This is a genomic window from Dolichospermum sp. LEGE 00240 (genome assembly GCF_015207875.1).
In the GTDB taxonomy this organism is placed as follows: Bacteria; Cyanobacteriota; Cyanobacteriia; order Cyanobacteriales; family Nostocaceae; genus Dolichospermum; species Dolichospermum gracile.
Window position 1 is genome coordinate 23,145 of sequence record NZ_JADEVZ010000049.1, and the last position, 15,699, is coordinate 38,843.

General features: G+C 38.0%; 29 protein-coding genes and 1 pseudogene. 9 read left to right on the forward strand and 21 right to left on the reverse strand.

The features are described from left to right. Positions 1 to 123 precede the first annotated feature (123 nt). From IQ226_RS16090 to IQ226_RS16115, 7 genes are all read right to left on the reverse strand, one after another. Positions 124 to 1,104: a DUF4351 domain-containing protein gene (locus tag IQ226_RS16090; RefSeq protein ID WP_193896940.1), complete on the reverse strand. Its 981-nt coding sequence runs from the start codon at positions 1,102 to 1,104 to the stop codon at positions 124 to 126. Positions 1,105 to 1,146: 42 nt separating this feature from the next. Next, on the reverse strand, positions 1,147 to 2,079 hold the full coding sequence (locus IQ226_RS16095; protein ID WP_193896942.1) for a DUF4351 domain-containing protein: 933 nt from the start codon (positions 2,077 to 2,079) through the stop codon (positions 1,147 to 1,149). 24 nt (positions 2,080 to 2,103) lie between these two features. After that, on the reverse strand, positions 2,104 to 2,973 hold the full coding sequence (locus IQ226_RS16100) for a bifunctional 2-polyprenyl-6-hydroxyphenol methylase/3-demethylubiquinol 3-O-methyltransferase UbiG (RefSeq protein WP_193896944.1): 870 nt from the start codon (positions 2,971 to 2,973) through the stop codon (positions 2,104 to 2,106). Between the two features lie 172 nt (positions 2,974 to 3,145). Beyond that, complete coding sequence (locus IQ226_RS16105) at positions 3,146 to 3,616, reverse strand: DUF29 domain-containing protein (RefSeq protein ID WP_193896945.1); 471 nt, start codon at positions 3,614 to 3,616, stop codon at positions 3,146 to 3,148. 175 nt (positions 3,617 to 3,791) lie between these two features. Beyond that, complete coding sequence (locus IQ226_RS25630; RefSeq protein ID WP_255539976.1) at positions 3,792 to 3,926, reverse strand: hypothetical protein; 135 nt, start codon at positions 3,924 to 3,926, stop codon at positions 3,792 to 3,794. A gap of 343 nt (positions 3,927 to 4,269) precedes the next feature. Beyond that, on the reverse strand, positions 4,270 to 4,956 hold the full coding sequence (locus IQ226_RS16110; protein ID WP_027401972.1) for a GNAT family N-acetyltransferase: 687 nt from the start codon (positions 4,954 to 4,956) through the stop codon (positions 4,270 to 4,272). Beyond that, a complete protein-coding gene (locus tag IQ226_RS16115) occupies positions 4,949 to 5,929 on the reverse strand; it encodes a glycosyltransferase family 2 protein (protein ID WP_051424274.1) in 981 nt (326 codons plus the stop codon). Before IQ226_RS16115 ends, IQ226_RS16110 begins: the two co-directional genes overlap by 8 nt. Before the next feature lie 527 nt (positions 5,930 to 6,456). Here IQ226_RS16115 and IQ226_RS16120 point away from each other — a divergent pair. Both IQ226_RS16120 and IQ226_RS16125 read left to right on the forward strand, forming a co-directional pair. Then, the gene (locus tag IQ226_RS16120) at positions 6,457 to 6,789 is read left to right on the forward strand and encodes a hypothetical protein (RefSeq protein WP_193896947.1); all 333 of its coding nucleotides are present in this window, start codon (positions 6,457 to 6,459) and stop codon (positions 6,787 to 6,789) included. A gap of 59 nt (positions 6,790 to 6,848) precedes the next feature. Continuing rightward, on the forward strand, positions 6,849 to 8,945 hold the full coding sequence (locus IQ226_RS16125; RefSeq protein ID WP_193896949.1) for a pentapeptide repeat-containing protein: 2,097 nt from the start codon (positions 6,849 to 6,851) through the stop codon (positions 8,943 to 8,945). Positions 8,946 to 9,077: 132 nt separating this feature from the next. On the opposite strand, the gene IQ226_RS16130 is transcribed toward IQ226_RS16125, so the two are convergent. The 6 genes and pseudogenes from IQ226_RS16130 to IQ226_RS16150 all read right to left on the reverse strand — a co-directional run bounded on the left by IQ226_RS16130 (position 9,078) and on the right by IQ226_RS16150 (position 10,741). Continuing rightward, positions 9,078 to 9,344 carry a BrnA antitoxin family protein gene (locus tag IQ226_RS16130; protein WP_193896951.1) on the reverse strand — a complete coding sequence of 89 codons (267 nt, stop codon included), beginning with the start codon at positions 9,342 to 9,344 and terminating at the stop codon, positions 9,078 to 9,080. Further along, positions 9,328 to 9,576, reverse strand: a pseudogene (locus IQ226_RS16135) (BrnT family toxin); the annotation flags it as partial. The gene IQ226_RS16130 and the pseudogene IQ226_RS16135, both read right to left, overlap by 17 nt. A 105-nt stretch (positions 9,577 to 9,681) precedes the next feature. Beyond that, positions 9,682 to 9,897 (reverse strand): hypothetical protein, encoded by a 216-nt coding sequence (locus tag IQ226_RS16140; RefSeq protein WP_027401004.1) that lies wholly within the window; start codon positions 9,895 to 9,897, stop codon positions 9,682 to 9,684. Between the two features lie 225 nt (positions 9,898 to 10,122). After that, the gene (locus IQ226_RS25215) at positions 10,123 to 10,350 is read right to left on the reverse strand and encodes a PIN domain-containing protein (RefSeq protein WP_228039494.1); all 228 of its coding nucleotides are present in this window, start codon (positions 10,348 to 10,350) and stop codon (positions 10,123 to 10,125) included. A 2-nt stretch (positions 10,351 to 10,352) separates the two neighbouring features. Further along, complete coding sequence (locus IQ226_RS25220) at positions 10,353 to 10,517, reverse strand: PIN domain-containing protein (RefSeq protein WP_228039495.1); 165 nt, start codon at positions 10,515 to 10,517, stop codon at positions 10,353 to 10,355. Continuing rightward, a complete protein-coding gene (locus IQ226_RS16150) occupies positions 10,514 to 10,741 on the reverse strand; it encodes a DUF2281 domain-containing protein (RefSeq protein ID WP_193896953.1) in 228 nt (75 codons plus the stop codon). Before IQ226_RS16150 ends, IQ226_RS25220 begins: the two co-directional genes overlap by 4 nt. 289 nt (positions 10,742 to 11,030) lie before the next feature. Between IQ226_RS16150 and IQ226_RS16155 the strand changes: the two genes are divergently transcribed. Genes IQ226_RS16155 through IQ226_RS16165 form a run of 3 tightly spaced genes read left to right on the forward strand, consistent with a single transcriptional unit; the run spans position 11,031 to position 11,770 of the window. Beyond that, positions 11,031 to 11,207 carry a hypothetical protein gene (locus IQ226_RS16155; protein ID WP_193896954.1) on the forward strand — a complete coding sequence of 59 codons (177 nt, stop codon included), beginning with the start codon at positions 11,031 to 11,033 and terminating at the stop codon, positions 11,205 to 11,207. Continuing rightward, a complete protein-coding gene (locus IQ226_RS16160; RefSeq protein WP_193896967.1) occupies positions 11,197 to 11,529 on the forward strand; it encodes a type II toxin-antitoxin system PemK/MazF family toxin in 333 nt (110 codons plus the stop codon). Before IQ226_RS16155 ends, IQ226_RS16160 begins: the two co-directional genes overlap by 11 nt. Next, positions 11,516 to 11,770, forward strand: coding sequence for a hypothetical protein (locus IQ226_RS16165; RefSeq protein WP_193896955.1), 255 nt, complete (start codon positions 11,516 to 11,518; stop codon positions 11,768 to 11,770). The genes IQ226_RS16160 and IQ226_RS16165 overlap by 14 nt, the downstream gene beginning before the upstream one ends. Positions 11,771 to 11,791: 21 nt before the next feature. On the opposite strand, the gene brnA is transcribed toward IQ226_RS16165, so the two are convergent. After that, a complete protein-coding gene (gene brnA / locus IQ226_RS16170; RefSeq protein ID WP_193896956.1) occupies positions 11,792 to 12,016 on the reverse strand; it encodes a type II toxin-antitoxin system BrnA family antitoxin in 225 nt (74 codons plus the stop codon). Beyond that, positions 11,997 to 12,344 (reverse strand): BrnT family toxin, encoded by a 348-nt coding sequence (locus IQ226_RS16175; RefSeq protein WP_228039497.1) that lies wholly within the window; start codon positions 12,342 to 12,344, stop codon positions 11,997 to 11,999. Before IQ226_RS16175 ends, brnA begins: the two co-directional genes overlap by 20 nt. Positions 12,345 to 12,353: 9 nt before the next feature. On the opposite strand from IQ226_RS16175, the gene IQ226_RS16180 reads away from it, so the two are divergent. After that, positions 12,354 to 12,701: a hypothetical protein gene (locus IQ226_RS16180; RefSeq protein WP_193896957.1), complete on the forward strand. Its 348-nt coding sequence runs from the start codon at positions 12,354 to 12,356 to the stop codon at positions 12,699 to 12,701. A gap of 45 nt (positions 12,702 to 12,746) precedes the next feature. Beyond that, complete coding sequence (locus IQ226_RS16185) at positions 12,747 to 12,947, forward strand: hypothetical protein (protein ID WP_228039498.1); 201 nt, start codon at positions 12,747 to 12,749, stop codon at positions 12,945 to 12,947. Between the two features lie 221 nt (positions 12,948 to 13,168). Here IQ226_RS16185 and IQ226_RS16190 read toward each other — a convergent pair whose 3' ends face one another. Genes IQ226_RS16190 through IQ226_RS25635 form a run of 3 tightly spaced genes read right to left on the reverse strand, consistent with a single transcriptional unit; the run spans position 13,169 to position 13,960 of the window. Beyond that, positions 13,169 to 13,330, reverse strand: a complete 162-nt coding sequence (locus IQ226_RS16190; protein WP_190346708.1) for a hypothetical protein — start codon at positions 13,328 to 13,330, stop codon at positions 13,169 to 13,171. A 2-nt stretch (positions 13,331 to 13,332) separates the two neighbouring features. After that, the gene (locus IQ226_RS16195; RefSeq protein ID WP_193896958.1) at positions 13,333 to 13,806 is read right to left on the reverse strand and encodes a type II toxin-antitoxin system VapC family toxin; all 474 of its coding nucleotides are present in this window, start codon (positions 13,804 to 13,806) and stop codon (positions 13,333 to 13,335) included. Between the two features lie 22 nt (positions 13,807 to 13,828). Beyond that, complete coding sequence (locus IQ226_RS25635; RefSeq protein ID WP_255539977.1) at positions 13,829 to 13,960, reverse strand: hypothetical protein; 132 nt, start codon at positions 13,958 to 13,960, stop codon at positions 13,829 to 13,831. A 58-nt stretch (positions 13,961 to 14,018) separates the two neighbouring features. Between IQ226_RS25635 and IQ226_RS16200 the strand changes: the two genes are divergently transcribed. Continuing rightward, entirely contained in the window at positions 14,019 to 14,291 is a 273-nt protein-coding gene (locus tag IQ226_RS16200; RefSeq protein WP_193896959.1) for a hypothetical protein, read from the forward strand. Here the strand turns inward: IQ226_RS16200 and IQ226_RS16205 are convergent. Together IQ226_RS16205 and IQ226_RS16210 are read right to left on the reverse strand one after the other, a co-directional pair. Further along, complete coding sequence (locus tag IQ226_RS16205) at positions 14,267 to 14,653, reverse strand: type II toxin-antitoxin system VapC family toxin (RefSeq protein ID WP_193896961.1); 387 nt, start codon at positions 14,651 to 14,653, stop codon at positions 14,267 to 14,269. The two genes, IQ226_RS16200 and IQ226_RS16205, sit on opposite strands and share 25 nt — an antisense overlap. Next, on the reverse strand, positions 14,650 to 14,874 hold the full coding sequence (locus IQ226_RS16210) for a hypothetical protein (protein ID WP_193847198.1): 225 nt from the start codon (positions 14,872 to 14,874) through the stop codon (positions 14,650 to 14,652). The genes IQ226_RS16205 and IQ226_RS16210 overlap by 4 nt, the downstream gene beginning before the upstream one ends. Positions 14,875 to 14,887: 13 nt before the next feature. Here IQ226_RS16210 and IQ226_RS16215 point away from each other — a divergent pair, with 13 nt between their 5' ends. After that, entirely contained in the window at positions 14,888 to 15,193 is a 306-nt protein-coding gene (locus tag IQ226_RS16215; protein ID WP_193896963.1) for a hypothetical protein, read from the forward strand. A 13-nt stretch (positions 15,194 to 15,206) separates the two neighbouring features. On the opposite strand, the gene IQ226_RS16220 is transcribed toward IQ226_RS16215, so the two are convergent. Further along, positions 15,207 to 15,437 carry a hypothetical protein gene (locus IQ226_RS16220; RefSeq protein ID WP_193896965.1) on the reverse strand — a complete coding sequence of 77 codons (231 nt, stop codon included), beginning with the start codon at positions 15,435 to 15,437 and terminating at the stop codon, positions 15,207 to 15,209. Between the last annotated feature and the right edge of the window lie 262 nt (positions 15,438 to 15,699).

Genomic DNA, 15,699 nt, shown 5'->3' on the forward strand with positions numbered 1-15,699 from the left:
CCGAAAACGACGCAATTTCGTTCATTCATATCATGGTAAATTAGTGAGCGTGCGTAAGTCCTAGTTGTTTTAAATTGCGAAGTTAAAACTTAATAAGTTAGGTGGAGTTTTATGTAGTTTAACTTAATCATGCAAATTGTCTAACCAATTTCGTAGATCTTCCACAGTAGCGAAATCAAATATTGCTTCTGCGAGTACTTCAATTACCTCTAGATTTAAACTTTTAATCCGGGTTTCTAGTTCCATATCAATATTTCCTACTTTCCTCTTGATTTGACGGACAATTAAATCTTTCTCTTTGGTAATTGCTTCTTGACGACCTTGCTGAATACCTTGCTGAATACCTTGCTGAATACCTTGTTCAATCCCTTGTTCAATCCCTTGTTCCATCCAACTAGTAACTATCTGCATAACTTCCTCCTTTTCCGCTGGTATTAATGAACCTATTTCTGCTGCAAATTTCTCTTCTTCTATTTTATTCAGTCGCAAATATGTATCAATAAATCCTGATATCAATTGCATTTTTGCCGGATTTAATTTTAAAGTTACTAACAACCTTAAACACTCTGCTTTCACCTTTGGTCTATCCGCTGGTGCTATATTCATTTTCGACATTAAAGCAGATGCAACTGGATTTTGACTATTTAAAAAGTCTCTCCAATTTAGCTGATTTAGTTGGATGACTTGATAATTAAATTTTAGCACTTCCAAATCAGGAAAGTTGATTTGATAGTTATTTGTGGCTAAGGTTTTGGGAGAAGAATATGAAAAAATGACTATGGGATAAATTGGTAAGTCAAATTTTTCGTGTAATCTGGAAAAATAACGGAACATTCTTTGATTAAATTTCGATTTTGCTCCTGATTCGGCTTCAATGTGAACGAGAAAGTAAGAAGGTTCACCGAGAAATTTGACTTTGGCTATTAAGTCGGTTTCATATTTGTCTCCTGCAGTAACATCTGTAAATATTTCTTTGTCTAATAATGAGACTGAGTTGATATCTATGTATTTAAGAACTTCGGGAAAGAAGAGTTCTATAAATTCTATGAAAAATGTGGATATCAATTCTTTAAATAAGCGGTCATGGTCTATTCTTTCACTCATATTTTTGTCACATAAATTCTTTAATTATTGGTATATTTTAACTTAATCATGCAAATTGTCTAACCAATTTCGTAGATCTTCCACAGTAGCGAAATCAAATATTGCTTCTGCTAACACTTCAATTATCTCTAAATTTAAACTTTTAATCCGGGTTTCTAGTTCCATATCAATATTTCCTACTTTCCTCTTGATTTGACGGACAATTAAATCTTTTTCCTTGGTAATTGCTTCTTGACGACCTTGCTGAATACCTTGTTCCATCCAACTAGTAACTATCTGCATAACTTCCTCCTTTTCCGCTGGTATTAATGAACCTATTTCTGCTGCAAATTTCTCTTCTTCTATTTTATTCAGTCGCAAATATGTATCAATAAATCCTGATATCAATTGCATTTTTGCCGGATTTAATTTTAAAGTTACTAACAACCTTAAACACTCTGCTTTCACCTTTGGTCTGTCCGCTGGTGCTATATTCATTTTCGACATTAAAGCCGATGCAACTGGATTTTGACTATTTAAAAAGTCTCTCCAATTTAGCTGATTTAGTTGGATGACTTGATAATTAAATTTTAGCACTTCCAAATCAGGAAAGTTGATTTGATAGTTATTTGTGGCTAAGGTTTTGGGAGAAGAATATGAAAAAATGACTATGGGATAAATTGGTAAGTCAAATTTTTCGTGTAATCTGGAAAAATAACGGAACATTCTTTGATTAAATTTCGATTTTGCTCCTGATTCGGCTTCAATGTGAACGAGAAAGTAAGAAGGTTCACCGAGAAATTTGACTTTGGCTATTAAGTCGGTTTCATATTTGTCTCCTGCGGTAACATCTGTAAATATTTCTTTGTCTAATAATGAGACTGAGTTGATATCTATGTATTTAATAACTTCGGGAAAGAAGAGTTCTATAAATTCTATGAAAAATGTGGATATCAATTCTTTAAATAAGCGGTCATGGTCTATTCTTTCACTCATATTTTTGTCACATAGATTCTCTGGTTATTTTTTGTAAGCAATTACTAATAAAGAACCACCCCAAGGAAAGGAAAAACCTAATGTCAAAAACCAGCGTTCCATATCAAGGATTTTCTCTAAGAGGTAATTTAAAAATCCGCTAATTTTCAGTTCGCTGGTGGGGTCATAATCTTTGGAATTGGAGCGATTGTTGATGCGAGAAATTAGCATTAATGGTAATAGGAAAGAAACAAAAGATGTCACCCTAACTATTTTAAATCCCGCTTGGTGTAATTTGATCATTAGATCTTTTTTAACGTAGCGACGGACATGATGAGCATGAGTATCAGCTTGACTCCATAGCCAAGGATGTTGAGGAACGGTCAGTATTATACCCCCCCCATTTTGTGTAGCTTGATACATTTTTTCTAAAACGTCTGTATCTTGTTCTATGTGTTCAAGAACGTCAAAAGCTCCAATAATATCAAATTCTTCAGCAAAGGGGATATTCCGAGCATCCATTTGAAATAGAGTTGTTTTACATAGACGTTCTCTAGCAAATTCTAACCCTGCGGTAAATATTTCACTACCTGAACAGGTAAGATGAGAGAGATTTTTTTCAATTCCTTGGAGGACAAAACCAGTTCCGCAACCAATTTCTAGGAAGTTTTGAGCTTGGGGAAAATAATGTTTTAGTGCGTAAATTATCAGCCGATTTCGGGAACGGAACCAGAAGTTTTTGGCTTCTAATTGTGCTAATTTAGGAAAAAATTCAGCTTCAAATCCAGCACTTTCCGCAGCCAGTTCTGGTGCAAAGGTCAAGTGTCCATTTAAGGATGGGGGGGTATATCCACAAGCTGGACAATGCCAATTTTCTTGGTTAAAATGGTGGTGACATTGAGGGCAGATTTTCATGGTATTTTTATTGAACAAGGGTGGTAATTCAACTTTTGCGGATACTGTAACTTACTGAATATAGAACTCATATTTAATTCTTGAAAAAAATTAGATATTTTAGGGTGCGTCAGACTGCATAAATTCTATCAATAAACAGATTTGTAATATCTGACGCACCCTACGGATCTTTTCATAAATCAAATATTATTCCTATATCGTCTTCTGGTAAATACTGGGGATTTAAAACATTAGCACTATTAAAAGGGCAAATTTCCGGGAAAACATAAATATCTATTCCTGTTTCTTGAGAAGCAATTAATCTGGCATCATGATAACATTCATCAAATACCTCTTCCAAGTATCTCTTTAAGCTAGGACTTTTTTTTAATGACTTGTTTAAACGCAAAGAATGTTCAGTAATTGACGCTTTCCAACTATTAGAGCGTTTTTGTGGTTGATATTTCCACTTGAGTAAATGTTGAAAAACTCTGATCAGATTACTCTCTAAAGCATCTTTACGATTATTGCCTATGTCCTCAATTTCTTCGATAAGATTCTGAATATCCAACTGAGCAAACTCTCCTTTTTCTAGCAGGTTTACGGTTTGTTCTATCCACAAATTGAAATCAGATTCATAGAGAGGTTTTGTGAGTTTCATCATCTTTCAGAATGTACAGATAGTTGAGTAAAGCTAATGCTTATTGATTTTTTAACTAAGAGGGTGTTTAAAAAGTCATGATTGATGTATACTAAACACGGGTGAGATTTAAACTTTTACAGTGGAAAAAATATTATGTTCGTTTTGCTTGTATCAGATTCTACTTTGCACTAATTTGTTATTCAACTCGTTGTCCAAGTACCGCTAGAGTTGATTCCATTGTAGATAATTTTGTGGCATGGTGGGGATTTAGAATCTGTTTTACTTCCTTTTCATGAATATTGAGAGTAGATACAAGTTCAACTTTACGCATTGCTAGATATAGCGTAGATTTTAGTGCTGTCCGCGCTGGTACTAATCATCAAAAGGAAGAGCGATGGATTTTTCGACGTTGCTGATTAAGGGTATGAATTTTAGTCTCACGCAAAGGCGCAAAGACGCACTGAGGTTTGAGTTTTAAAGATTCAATTTGGGAATTTCATACCTCGATTCAGCAACGCCGATTTTTCTAAGCAGTCAGCAGCCTCGTTTTGTTCTAGAGAATCTCCGTAAAATAATTTGTCAGTTTTCATCTTTTACTACTACCAATAATAATACCTAATATGATTAAGCCTAGTCCTATGGATTTGGAAAAGTGACTGTAAAATAATTGTTAATTACTCTAAAAGCAAATGATAAATATCTGCTGGATTTCTAAATTTAAATCCTAAAGACGAGTAAAGATTTAAAACAGGAATATTAGATGCAGATATAGAACTCGTTAACTCAAGATAGCCTTTTTCAAATAATTTTTGACAAGCCAGACTCCAAAAATACTTTGCAAGTCCTTTTCCGCGATATTCTTCACTCAAAGCATGAAGTAGTATTTTATTATTTGAATAACCCCAAAAACCTGCTAGGTTATCAAAAATCATCAGTCCAAAAACTTGCTTCGACTGATGAAGTTCTCTTAACCATGAATCATATCGAATATCAGCTAGATGTTTTTTCAATTTAAAATCTCTATGAAAACGACCGTGACTGAATGCGCCATAAACACTATTACTCAAGTCTTCTATATCTACTAAATCGGAAATGTGTATTCCTTCTTTTTGATATTTAGCCAAATTTTCAGAACTACAGTAAGGTTCGATTAAAGTATCACAATAATAAAACCCAAACTCATCCAATATCTTCTTATTATTTAGCGGATTTATCTTAACTGTATAATGACCCAAGCGGGTTTCTTGAAAAATTTCTTCTAAGATTTTTTTTAGGTTGACATCAGAAGTGTATACAATCTCAAATGTATTAATTCCAAACACTCTGGAATCCCACGGCGTAGCAATAACATCCTCAAACATATAAATTAACCGATTTTTCTAGTGTATTGGAGAGGTTTTTAGTATTACCTAGATTGAATGTTGAGTTTCTGACTAAATATAGAGGTCTCTTCTTGATTTCATCAAAAGTTTTCCCCAAATAAACGCCTATAATCCCTAAAATAGAGATAATAATTCCTCCCAAAAAATATAACGAAACAATAAGACTACTCCAGCCTGTGACAGTTGAACCATAAATAAAAAATTGAACAAGTATATAGATTCCATAAGTGAAGGCAAAAGCAGAAATAATAAAACCTAGTTTAATTGATAATCTCAGGGGTTTATCAGAATAAGCTATAATTGTTTCACTGGCTAGTTTCCATAATTTAGCAAAAGTATAGGTACTTTTCCCAGCAAAGCGTTCTTCATGAAAAACATCAATACTAGCAGTAGGAAATCCCATCCAATCTACTAAACCTCCAAAAAATCTGAGTCGTTCACGCATTAGACAAAAATCTTGAGCAACTTGTCGGGAAATCATCCGAAAATTGCCAACTTCACCATCATATTGAAGTTCAGTAAAATAATTGAAAATCTGGTAAAATAGCCATGATGTCACTCGTTTCAAGGGAGAATCTTTTCGTTTTCCCCTCCTAGCTAAGACAACATCATAACCTTCTTGAGCCTTGGCATAAAGTCTGGGAATTTCTTCTGGTCTGTCTTGCAAGTCACAATCCATAACTACAACCCAGTCACCATCACAATGGTCTAAGCCTGCGGTTATACCATAATGTTGACCGAAATTCCGACTAAATTGAATTCCTTTTACCCGTGAGTCACTGTTAGCTAATTCAATAATTATATCCCAAGAGCGATCGCCCCCACAATCCTCAACTAAGATTAATTCAAAGTCTTGTGTAATCGTCTCTAATGAATCCGCAAGACGCTTATACAAAACGTACAAACAGTCTTCTGCTTTATAGACTGGGATTACCACCGAAATGTGAGGCATAATCTAAGCTAGTAGATTTACTGGAAAGTCAATAAGCAATACAATACTATACTGCCACATTGTGCTAATATAATTTTTAACATATTGTAACATTTTTACTGGGCATAGCTAAACATCCTCTTGCTAAGGAAGAGAATTTTCCGGTTTCTCCTTTTGGTAAGGGGGATTAGGGGGGATAATGTGGGAATCAGAGTTCCAGCATTAGTTTTATAAGTAGTGGGACAGAATTAATTACACAATGTCATTGCGTAAGCGAAGCGTGGCGTTAGCCATATGGAACGAAGTGAAATCAAGCAATTCCAAGGGTTGTGATTGCTTCGCTTCGCTCGCAATGACTGTAAATATTTTTGTCCAATTACTTACCTCATTTACCTGGGAGAAAATTATTTTTTGGTGCTGAAGATGGTGGTGAACATCATCAACATTCCTCCTATCAAAATAGCGATCGCTAATCCTCCAGCCACTAAATCCAAAGTATTATTATCTATGGTCATATTATTCTCATCCAAAATTAGACATTATAATTTATGAACTCTCAACCAGAAGAAGATTTACAACGTCGTCTCCAAAACCTAGCAGCAGAAATCAAATCTGCCGGTGAAAATGCTCGTCAATCAGAAACAGAGACACCTGTAACTAGAGTTGCCCAATGGAATTTATATTTAGAAAGATCCAGAAATTGGTTTAATGGCTTATCAACAATTAAAAAGCTGGTAGTGACAGGTATAGTCATGTTGATAACCGTTTGGATGTTGCAAACAGTATTTGCTCTAGTTGCTTCCGTAATTAGTCTGGCGGTTTTGGCAGTGTTAGTGTATCTTGGATACAAATTTTTTATTGCTAATGGACAAGGAAAATAAGCAATAGCCTATTTGAGTCATGCCAATGGTGGCGTAAAAAAATTACAGGTAATTACACGATGGCGAATCCAATGATCGGCAAAAGTAGTAGTCAGTCTAGCCGCCCCAAAGAACCGAAAAAAGCTAAAATTACACCATTAGCAACGAGGCGTTTTGTAGCTTGGACGGTGGAAATAACACTCCTTATTGCCAGTGGGTTAGTTCCTTATAGTTTAGGCGTATATGTAAATTCTCGTAGTGAGATTCGGCGAGTACCGCTGAATCCTGTCTTGGTAGTCACAGAAAAAGCGATCGCTAGACCACTAGCATTACCCATCAGTTATGGTATTCGCAACGTCGCCTGGCCGACCAATATCCTGTGGACATTAGCCCTATTATTGCCCACAAGCCTCTGTGGGTGGCAATTGTATTTACTGGCTAAAACAGGCAGCACCATTCCCAAACGGTGGTTTGGTGTGCGAGTAGTAAACGAAGCCGGAACAGCCCCAGGTTTAGGCGCAGTCGTAGTGAGAGAAGGATTAGGACGTTGGACAATCCCAGTTTCCGCAGCATATCTCCTCTGGCGTTACAGCTTTGTTTTCCCCAACTTGGCTCTGTTTACATCTTTAACAATGTTAATGATCTTAGCAGAATCAAAAGGCTGGCCTAACCAAAAGCATCGCCGCTCTTTCCATGATCAACTTGCAGGGACATATACAATAGATGCAACCAGCACTGTTATTCCTCATGGGGAGCATTCAACCACAACCGAAAATAATGTAGATAGTTCACAATCTCCTTCCCCTGCTTCCCCCAGAAATAATTCTAGTATCAGCCTGTTTTTAGTAGGGTTAACTAGCATGATTGCTGTGTTATCAACCTTAATAGGTACACAAATCTACATCCAAACCCAAGAAAGCCAACGGAGAAGCGAACAAACTAATAGTCAAAAGTTCCTTGAACTCATCAAAGCACTCAATCCCAATAACGGTGTTACCAACGAAGACCGCCAAAGAGTTATTTTAGCCTTGGGTAGTGTTGATGATAAACAAGCCATTAAATTATTAATTGACTTATTGGTTAAAGAAACAGACCCCAAAACCCTGGATACTATTCAACAAGCCTTAACTAATGCTGGTTTTAAAGCCATTCCTGAATTAAACCGCATGAATCAGTTTCTCGCTGGAGAACTAGCATCTGCCGGTAAAAGTCCCAATGGGGAAATTAGACAAAATCAGCTAATTCTCACCCAGCAGGTAATTAATAAAATTCTGGCTATCTATAGTGGCGAAACTAACAAGATTGACTTGAGCAATGCTCAATTGGGTTCTCAAGCATCTGGAGAAAAGCCCTTATTTAACTTGGTATTAAACAACGTTGATTTATCAGGAATTGTCTTGAAATCAGCAAATCTTAACCAAGCTAACTTCCAAGGTAGTCGTTTTCGCAGCGTGGGTGAAGATGGACGTTGGGATACTTATGATGATGCGATCGCTGATTTAAATAACACTCAACTAAAGCAAGCTAACTTAAGTAATACCAACTTGAGTCGGGCTTCCATGAGTCGTAGTGATTTAAGTCGGGCTAATCTTAACAAAGCTAACTTATCCTACACCCGTTTATTTGGGGCTAATCTCAGTAGCACCCAGTTAGTAGGTACAGATTTACGAAATGCAGTTTTGGAAAATGCCAGCCTCACAAATGCAGATTTAAGCAACGCTAACTTAACAGAAGCAAATTTATATGCCACCAATTTAGTCCGGGTTTCTGCCATTGGTACACAATTAGCCTACGCGAATTTAACTAAAACGGACTGGCAAGGTGCAGATTTATCGGAAAGCTATTTAGATTATGCTAATCTCAGTCATGCTAACTTAAGTGCTACTCGACTCACTGGCGCTAGTTTACGCTCGACTAACTTAGAAAACGCTAATTTCCGAAATGCTGATTTAAGTCGTGCAGACTTACGAGGAGCAAATGTCGCTGGAGCAGATTTTCAAGGCACAATTCTCTTTGTTAGTAAACAAAATCTAGCAGATCAGTTTGTGGAAACACCTGATCTTGGTTCACAAAATGCCTCAATTAAAGGAGTAGATTTCAGTCAAGCTAAAAATTTAGATCCCCAACAATTGGCATTTATTTGTACTCAAGGTGGACTAAATTCCCGTTGTCCATAATCACATAAAAGGATGTTTGAAAAGTATCATTCTGTGATTTTTAGCACCGCTATCACCTTCTCACATTCCTAAAAGCGATCGCCTTCCATATCCATCCCAAAAAGCGATCGCTATTTTACTCTGTACAAAAAGTTATGAAACAAGTTTTAATAATGCTTCATTAATAATTGTTTGATAACCAACTCCCTGTTTTTCTGCTTCAGATTTTGCCCAAGCAATCACTTGAGGATGTAACCTAATGGAAACAGATTGATACTTTTCCGTTTCACTTTTTGCAGGTCTTCCACGTCGAGTGTAATTAATCCCAAATTGTTCTTGAATAGCTTGTTCAGCAGCTATTACTTCTGATGGACTAATTCTTTTGGCATGAGCAAAAGGAAATTCAGCATTCTTCTTCATATTGTTGACGCTCCCATTTTGTTGCAGGTCTAGCACTGATAATTCTAGCTATATCGTTTCTCATTGTATAAACAACAACCAATAAACGATTGTTATAGGATTCTCCAATAATCCATTCTCTTTCTTCTTCTACAGAATGTTCTGGATCGGTCGCAATTAAAGCTAATGGATCAGTCCACACAGTGGCAGCTTCTTCAAAAGAAACTTTGTGTTTTTGTTGATTCCGATGTTGTTTGTTTGCATCTCATTCAAATTTCATATTTTTAGTATGTACCAAAAATATAGAATTAAAAATTAAGTTTTTTATACAGAATCCCCAGAAAGAAAAAGCGAAAACTCACGAAAGAAGTTCCTCCATCAGTTGTGCAGGAGTAACAGGCCGACATTTACCTTCTGCAAACTCTTTTTGTGCTTCCTGAACATCTTTCACTAGACTATTTCTTCGGCGATCTCGTAGTCGTTTCTGTAAAATCTGAATTAAATTTTCCTGATCTTCGGGTACTAATTTATCCGCAGCTTCTAGGATTTCTGCAAAAGTTGTTCCTGTCATCATGTTTTTACTTTTGTCTTTACTTGGTCATCTTAAATTATATTTTATCTAAAACAGTGACAAATAGCGATCGCACCTCCACATCCCCCAAACAGCGAACTGCTTGCAGCAGCACAACGCTTGCGCCCCGCCACATCCCCAAAAGCGATACCTTCGGTGCGCTTCGCTAACGCACCTCCCACATCCCAAACAGCGAACTGCTTGCAGCAGCGCTTCGCTATCGCATACTTACCAAATTGTTTTTATATGGGGATAATTTAAAATTTTGGCATCACAAGTAACAAGGGGAATTTCATAACGTCTTGCAATAGCAACTAAAATTCTGTCTGCTGGATCTTTGTGAAAATCGTCTGGTAACTGTGTACTGGCAATTGCATCTATGGGTGATAAAGGTTCTATGATTATACCTGAATGAGTTTGCGCTAACTGATACCATTCATCAATGGGTAAAGGCAAAGCTAATTTACGACACTAGATTTAACTGCTACTTCCCAAACAGAAATAGCGGAAACTAATAAGCCATTTTGAGATTCTTCACTTTCAATAGCTGCTTGTGCTACTTGCGATAGTTGACTAGGATCGTGAAGTAACCATAGCCAAATATGGGTATCTAGTAAAATCATTCCGCTAATGCTTCCCAACGTTCAGGCATAGGTTCATCAAAATCACTAGCAATGGTAATAGGTTTCCCTCTCAGTGGGTAATTCTTTGTAGTTTTTGTTTCTTGGGAAATAAGATCAATGTTTCCTGCCTTAAATTCTAAAAACTCGATAAATTTAATTACTTCATTGCGCTGTTCAAGAGGTAATTGTTTAATTTTAGCGATCGCCATTTCTAATGTGATCATTTATTTGTTTTTCCTGTAACTTTAAGTTACTTCTATTTTAGCAAATGATTTTTAGGTCGTGCTTCGTGATCGCCCTCCCATATCCCAAAAAGCGAACTGCTTGCAGCAGCGCTTCGCTATCGCTCTCCCACATCCCCAAACAGCGAACTGACAAGTTAGTGCTTGCCCTATCGTTACCTTTGCCTTCATTTCCAAAACTTAGTTAAGGATAGTAATTTGATGAGAGATTGAGTAATAATTTGTTGAAAAAGTAGTTTAATATTGATAGTTAGAAGTATACAAAATTATTATGGATGCTTTAATTGCAGAACTAAGTACAAAGTTAAGTTACTGGCAACCTGCTGTAGCAGAACAAGTTCGCCATTGTATTCTAGAAATCATCGAAATGGCAGATCAGGATGTTTTAGACATTCTCAGAACCCGTATAGTAGAGCAAGAAGTTTTGGATTTGTTAGATCAACCCTAAACTTGGTGAAATTTGGCTTGCTGATTTGGGGATGGCTGCAAAAACACGCCTAGTTATCATTGTATCCCGTGATGATCCAGATCCACCACGAGCCTTGGCGATTTATGTACCACTAACTACCCAAAATCGGGGTAGTCTTTATGAAGTTATACTACCTCGACTACAATTTCTTGAACGGGATTCCATAGCTAATGTTCAAGGTATTGCATCTATTCCAACAGTAAGACTAGAGCGAAAATTAGGCAAGTTACCAGAGGAAGTTATGCAGGAAATTCAGCAAGCGATTAAATTCGCACTTGATTTACAAGATGAAGCCGAATAATCGCTCTCAATACTGTATTAGAAATGTGATCGCACCTCCCACACCCCAAAAAGCGATCGCCCCCCCACATCCCAAAAGAGATCGCCCTCCCACATCTCCAAACAGCGAACTGCTTGCAGCAGCGCTTCGCTATCGCCCCCCACATCTCCAAACAGCGAACTGCTTGCAGCAGCGCTTCGCTATCGCCCCTCACATCTCCAAACAGCGATCGCATTTATTCTCAAACATGGAATGGGAATGAAGAGATGGCGATTACGACTATTTAGCTAACAGGGGAAAAGTTTTCGATTAAGTAGTTTTCTAAAAAGGTTTGGGTAGAAATACCCTGTTTTTGAGCTTCGGCTTCTAGTTGGTGAATTATCCAAAGCGGTAATTTTAGTTCCATTTTTTCTTTTTCTCGGTTGGGATGTCTGGCATGGAATAGGTCAAAAAATTCGCTCATATCCTCTCCGGCATCAAATTTGCGGTCAAATTCTTCGGCTTTCATAAACTTTAATCTCCTCGGTACGGGAACGACGGACAGAAACGATACGGATAATGTTGGTGCGATAGGTGATTACGGCTGTCCAGTATTTTTGATTGATAATACCGATAGCAAAAAATCTTTCTTCATCTTGGACTTTTCGGGCTGGAAACTCCAGTAGATTCGCATCTTCCCAAAGTTGTTGCGCTTTAATTAAGTCTATTCCGTGTTTTGCCAGATTGGTTTGACTTTTATTTTCATCATATTCAAAGTTACTCATGTTTTTAGATTGTGCTTGTTCAGTAATGCCTAGTTTAATCATGTACCGACTGAACAACATTAAACTAGGCATCACAGCTAAGTGTATGGTAATTTATTCTTCAAGATATCTCTACCAAATCAGCGATCGCCCTTCCCCAAACTGCTCAAAAGCGAACTGCTTGCAGCAGCGCTTCGCTATCCCACTCCCACATCCCCCAAACAGCGATCGCCCTCCCCACATCCGAAAACAGCGAACTGCTTGCAGCAGCGCCTCGCTATCGCCCTCCCACACCCCAAAAGCGATCGCACCTCCCCACATTGTAAAAAGCGAACTGCTTGCAGCAGCGCCTCGCTATTGCTCTCCCATATCCCAAAAAGTGATCGCCCTCCACATCCCAAAACAGCGATCGCCTTCGGTAAAGTTTTCAAACGCCCTCTTAGCTGGTGAAGAAATTGAAATTGTCATTGAACTAAATGGAAATTGGAGGTTTTTATGATGAAATCTGACTTAACTAATATGACTATAGCTCAGTTGCGTCATTATGTTTTGGAACATAATGATGATCAACAAGCCTTTTATCTTTTGATAGATCGCTTGAAAAATAATACTTCTGCTCAAAATTTCCCCTGCCCTAATACTCCAGAAAATATTAAAATTATGAAACAGGCAATTCAAGAGAAATTCACTAAATAGTTATTAATATTAGACTGCGATCGCCCTCACAACCCCAAAAAGCGAACTGCTTGCAGCAGCGCTTCGCTATCGCCCTCCCACACCCCAAAAGCGATCGCCCCTAACATTCTCAAAAAGCGATTCCTACATCCCTAAAAAGCGATCGCACCTCCCCACATCCCCAAAAAGCGAACTGACAAGTCAGCACTTGCGCTATCGCCCCCTCAATACCAAAACTTAGTTTAGGATAGTGATTTGATGAGAGGTTGAGTAATAATTTTTCTGTTTTTAGCTACCTGTTTTTTCCTTAAATCTTGACAAATTTCATGCAAATCATAATTAAAAGATTTAGCGTGTTCTTCTCGAATTTTGTAAATTTCTTCTAATACTTCATCTTTCCACATTGTTAATCTCCCATAAGTTCATAGGGTGTACAAATTGTTGGTAGTTCATATCCAGATTCAATACTAATTTGTGAGAGTTTTTTCTGGATTTGTGCGTTAGCGATATGTTTACAGTTCCATGTTAACAAATAATCTACTTTATAAACAGTGGCTAAGGCAATATGCAAAGCATCATCAGATGCTTTAGGAGGAAGATTGCTTTTGATCAGAAATTGCTGGGCTAATTCTTCCACTGCTTCATTGATTGCTAATAATGGTAATTCACTTATTAGCTCTAGTCTTTTAGTAGCTATTTCTTGATCTCCTCTCGCTAATTCTTCTAAAACTACTTCCGAGATATATAGAGTAAAATTTTGCCGACGAGTATCCCACCAATTTTGTGTAATTACTGAATTTGAAGCAGTAATTAGATTAGTGCTTGGTCTAATTATAAGATAGCCAATAACACTGGTATCAAGATATAAACTTTCAATCATTATTAAATACTTATAAAATGATTTATCTTTGTATTATATCATGTCTAATGTTTCCTGCTTTAAATTCTAAGAACTCGATAAATTTAATTACTTCATTGCGCTGTTCAAGAGGTAATTGTTTAATTTTAGCGATCGCCATTTCTAATGTGATCATTTATTGGTTTTTCCTGTAATTTTAAGTTACTTCTATTTTAGCAAATGATTTTTAGGTCGTGCTTCGTGATCGCCCTCCCCACATCGCCAAACAGCGATCGCACATCATCAACATCTCCCAACAGCGATCGCACTTTCCACATCCCTCAACTGGTTGCCCCTCACTCCCCAAAAAGCGAACTGCTTGCAGCAGCGCTTCGCTATCGCCCTTCCCTCATCCTCAAAACAGCGAACTGCTTGCAGCAGCGCCTCGCTATCGCCCTCCCACATCCCAAAAAAAGCGATCGCTAATTTCACAAGATGATAATTACCAAATCACGGAGCATTTGTAACTTTTAAAAACGGAGTCACGGCTAACTAATGTTGCATTTTCAATTTTGGATTGAGCTATAAGCATTCTATCAAAGGGATCTTTATGGTGCAGTGGTAAAGTTTTTAATTCCAAAATATGAGGAAGTGTTGCAGATATTAACCGGATATTATTTCGCTCCCGCTGAATCTTTAGCATAAGTTCTAGATCGTCTCTGAGAGCAAGTTTGCCTAGCTGAATTTTGATTTGCATTTCCCATAGACTGACAACGCTAATAATTACTTCATTATCAGGATCTTGAAGTAAGTGTATTGTGCTTTTAGGAATACACTCTGGATCGCTATGCCACCACATGAAAGCATGAGTATCAAGCAACAATTTCATGATTCTCCTAGCCAAAACTCATCGGGTAATGGATCGTCAAAATCAGCAGTAAATATGCAAGATCCTAAACCAAGTCCTGCTTGGCGTAGCTGTTTGGATGAGGAGTCTTGAGGCTTTTGATTAATCTTTATTTCTACCCATTGCAATAGTTGTGTAGCTAGTTGGATTTGCTCCTGAATGTCTAAATTTTTAGCTTCGTTTAAGAGTTCTTTTAATGGCATATAGTTGGCTACCTTGCAAGATACTACTGCAATCATTTTAGCGCGATCGCACCAATTTCTAAAACCAATGATCGCCCCTTACATCCCTAAAAAGCGAACTGACAAGTCAGCGCTTGCGCTATCGCCCCTCACATCCCCAAACAGCGAATTGACAAGTCAGCGTTCAGCGATCGCCCTCACATCCCAAAAACAGCGATCGCCCTCACAACCCCAAACAGCGAACTGCTTGCAGCAGCGCTTCGCTATCGCCCTCTCACACCCCAAACAGCGATCGCCCCTCCACATCCCCCAAAAAGCGATCGCCCTCCACATCCCCTAAAAGCGATCGCCCCTCACATCCCCAAACAGCGAACTGCTTGCAGCAGCGCTTCGCTATCGCCCTCCACATCCCCAACAGCGATCGCTCTCACCACATCCCCAAAAAGCGATCGCATCCCCCACATCCCAAAAAGCGATCGCCCCCCACATCCCAAAAAGCGAACTGCTTGCAGCAGCGCTTCGCTATCGCCCCCCACATCCCCAACAGCGATCGCTCTCACCACATCCCGAAAAAGAGATCGCACCCCCACATCCCAAAAAGTGATCGCCCTCCCCACATCCCCAAAAGCGATCCTGTCAAAAAATCAACCAGCTAAAGACTTCTTGAACGTTTAGCTCTAATGAAATCCCTGTAAGAACAGGCAGACGATCACTATTTTTACAGCAGTTTGCGATCAAGTCCAGTACAAAAATAGCTATCTAAATAGGGTCAAAAAACAATCCACAATGATTAAACCAATTGAGAGCATTTTCATCAGTAATAGCATTAACCGCCATAGTAATTGC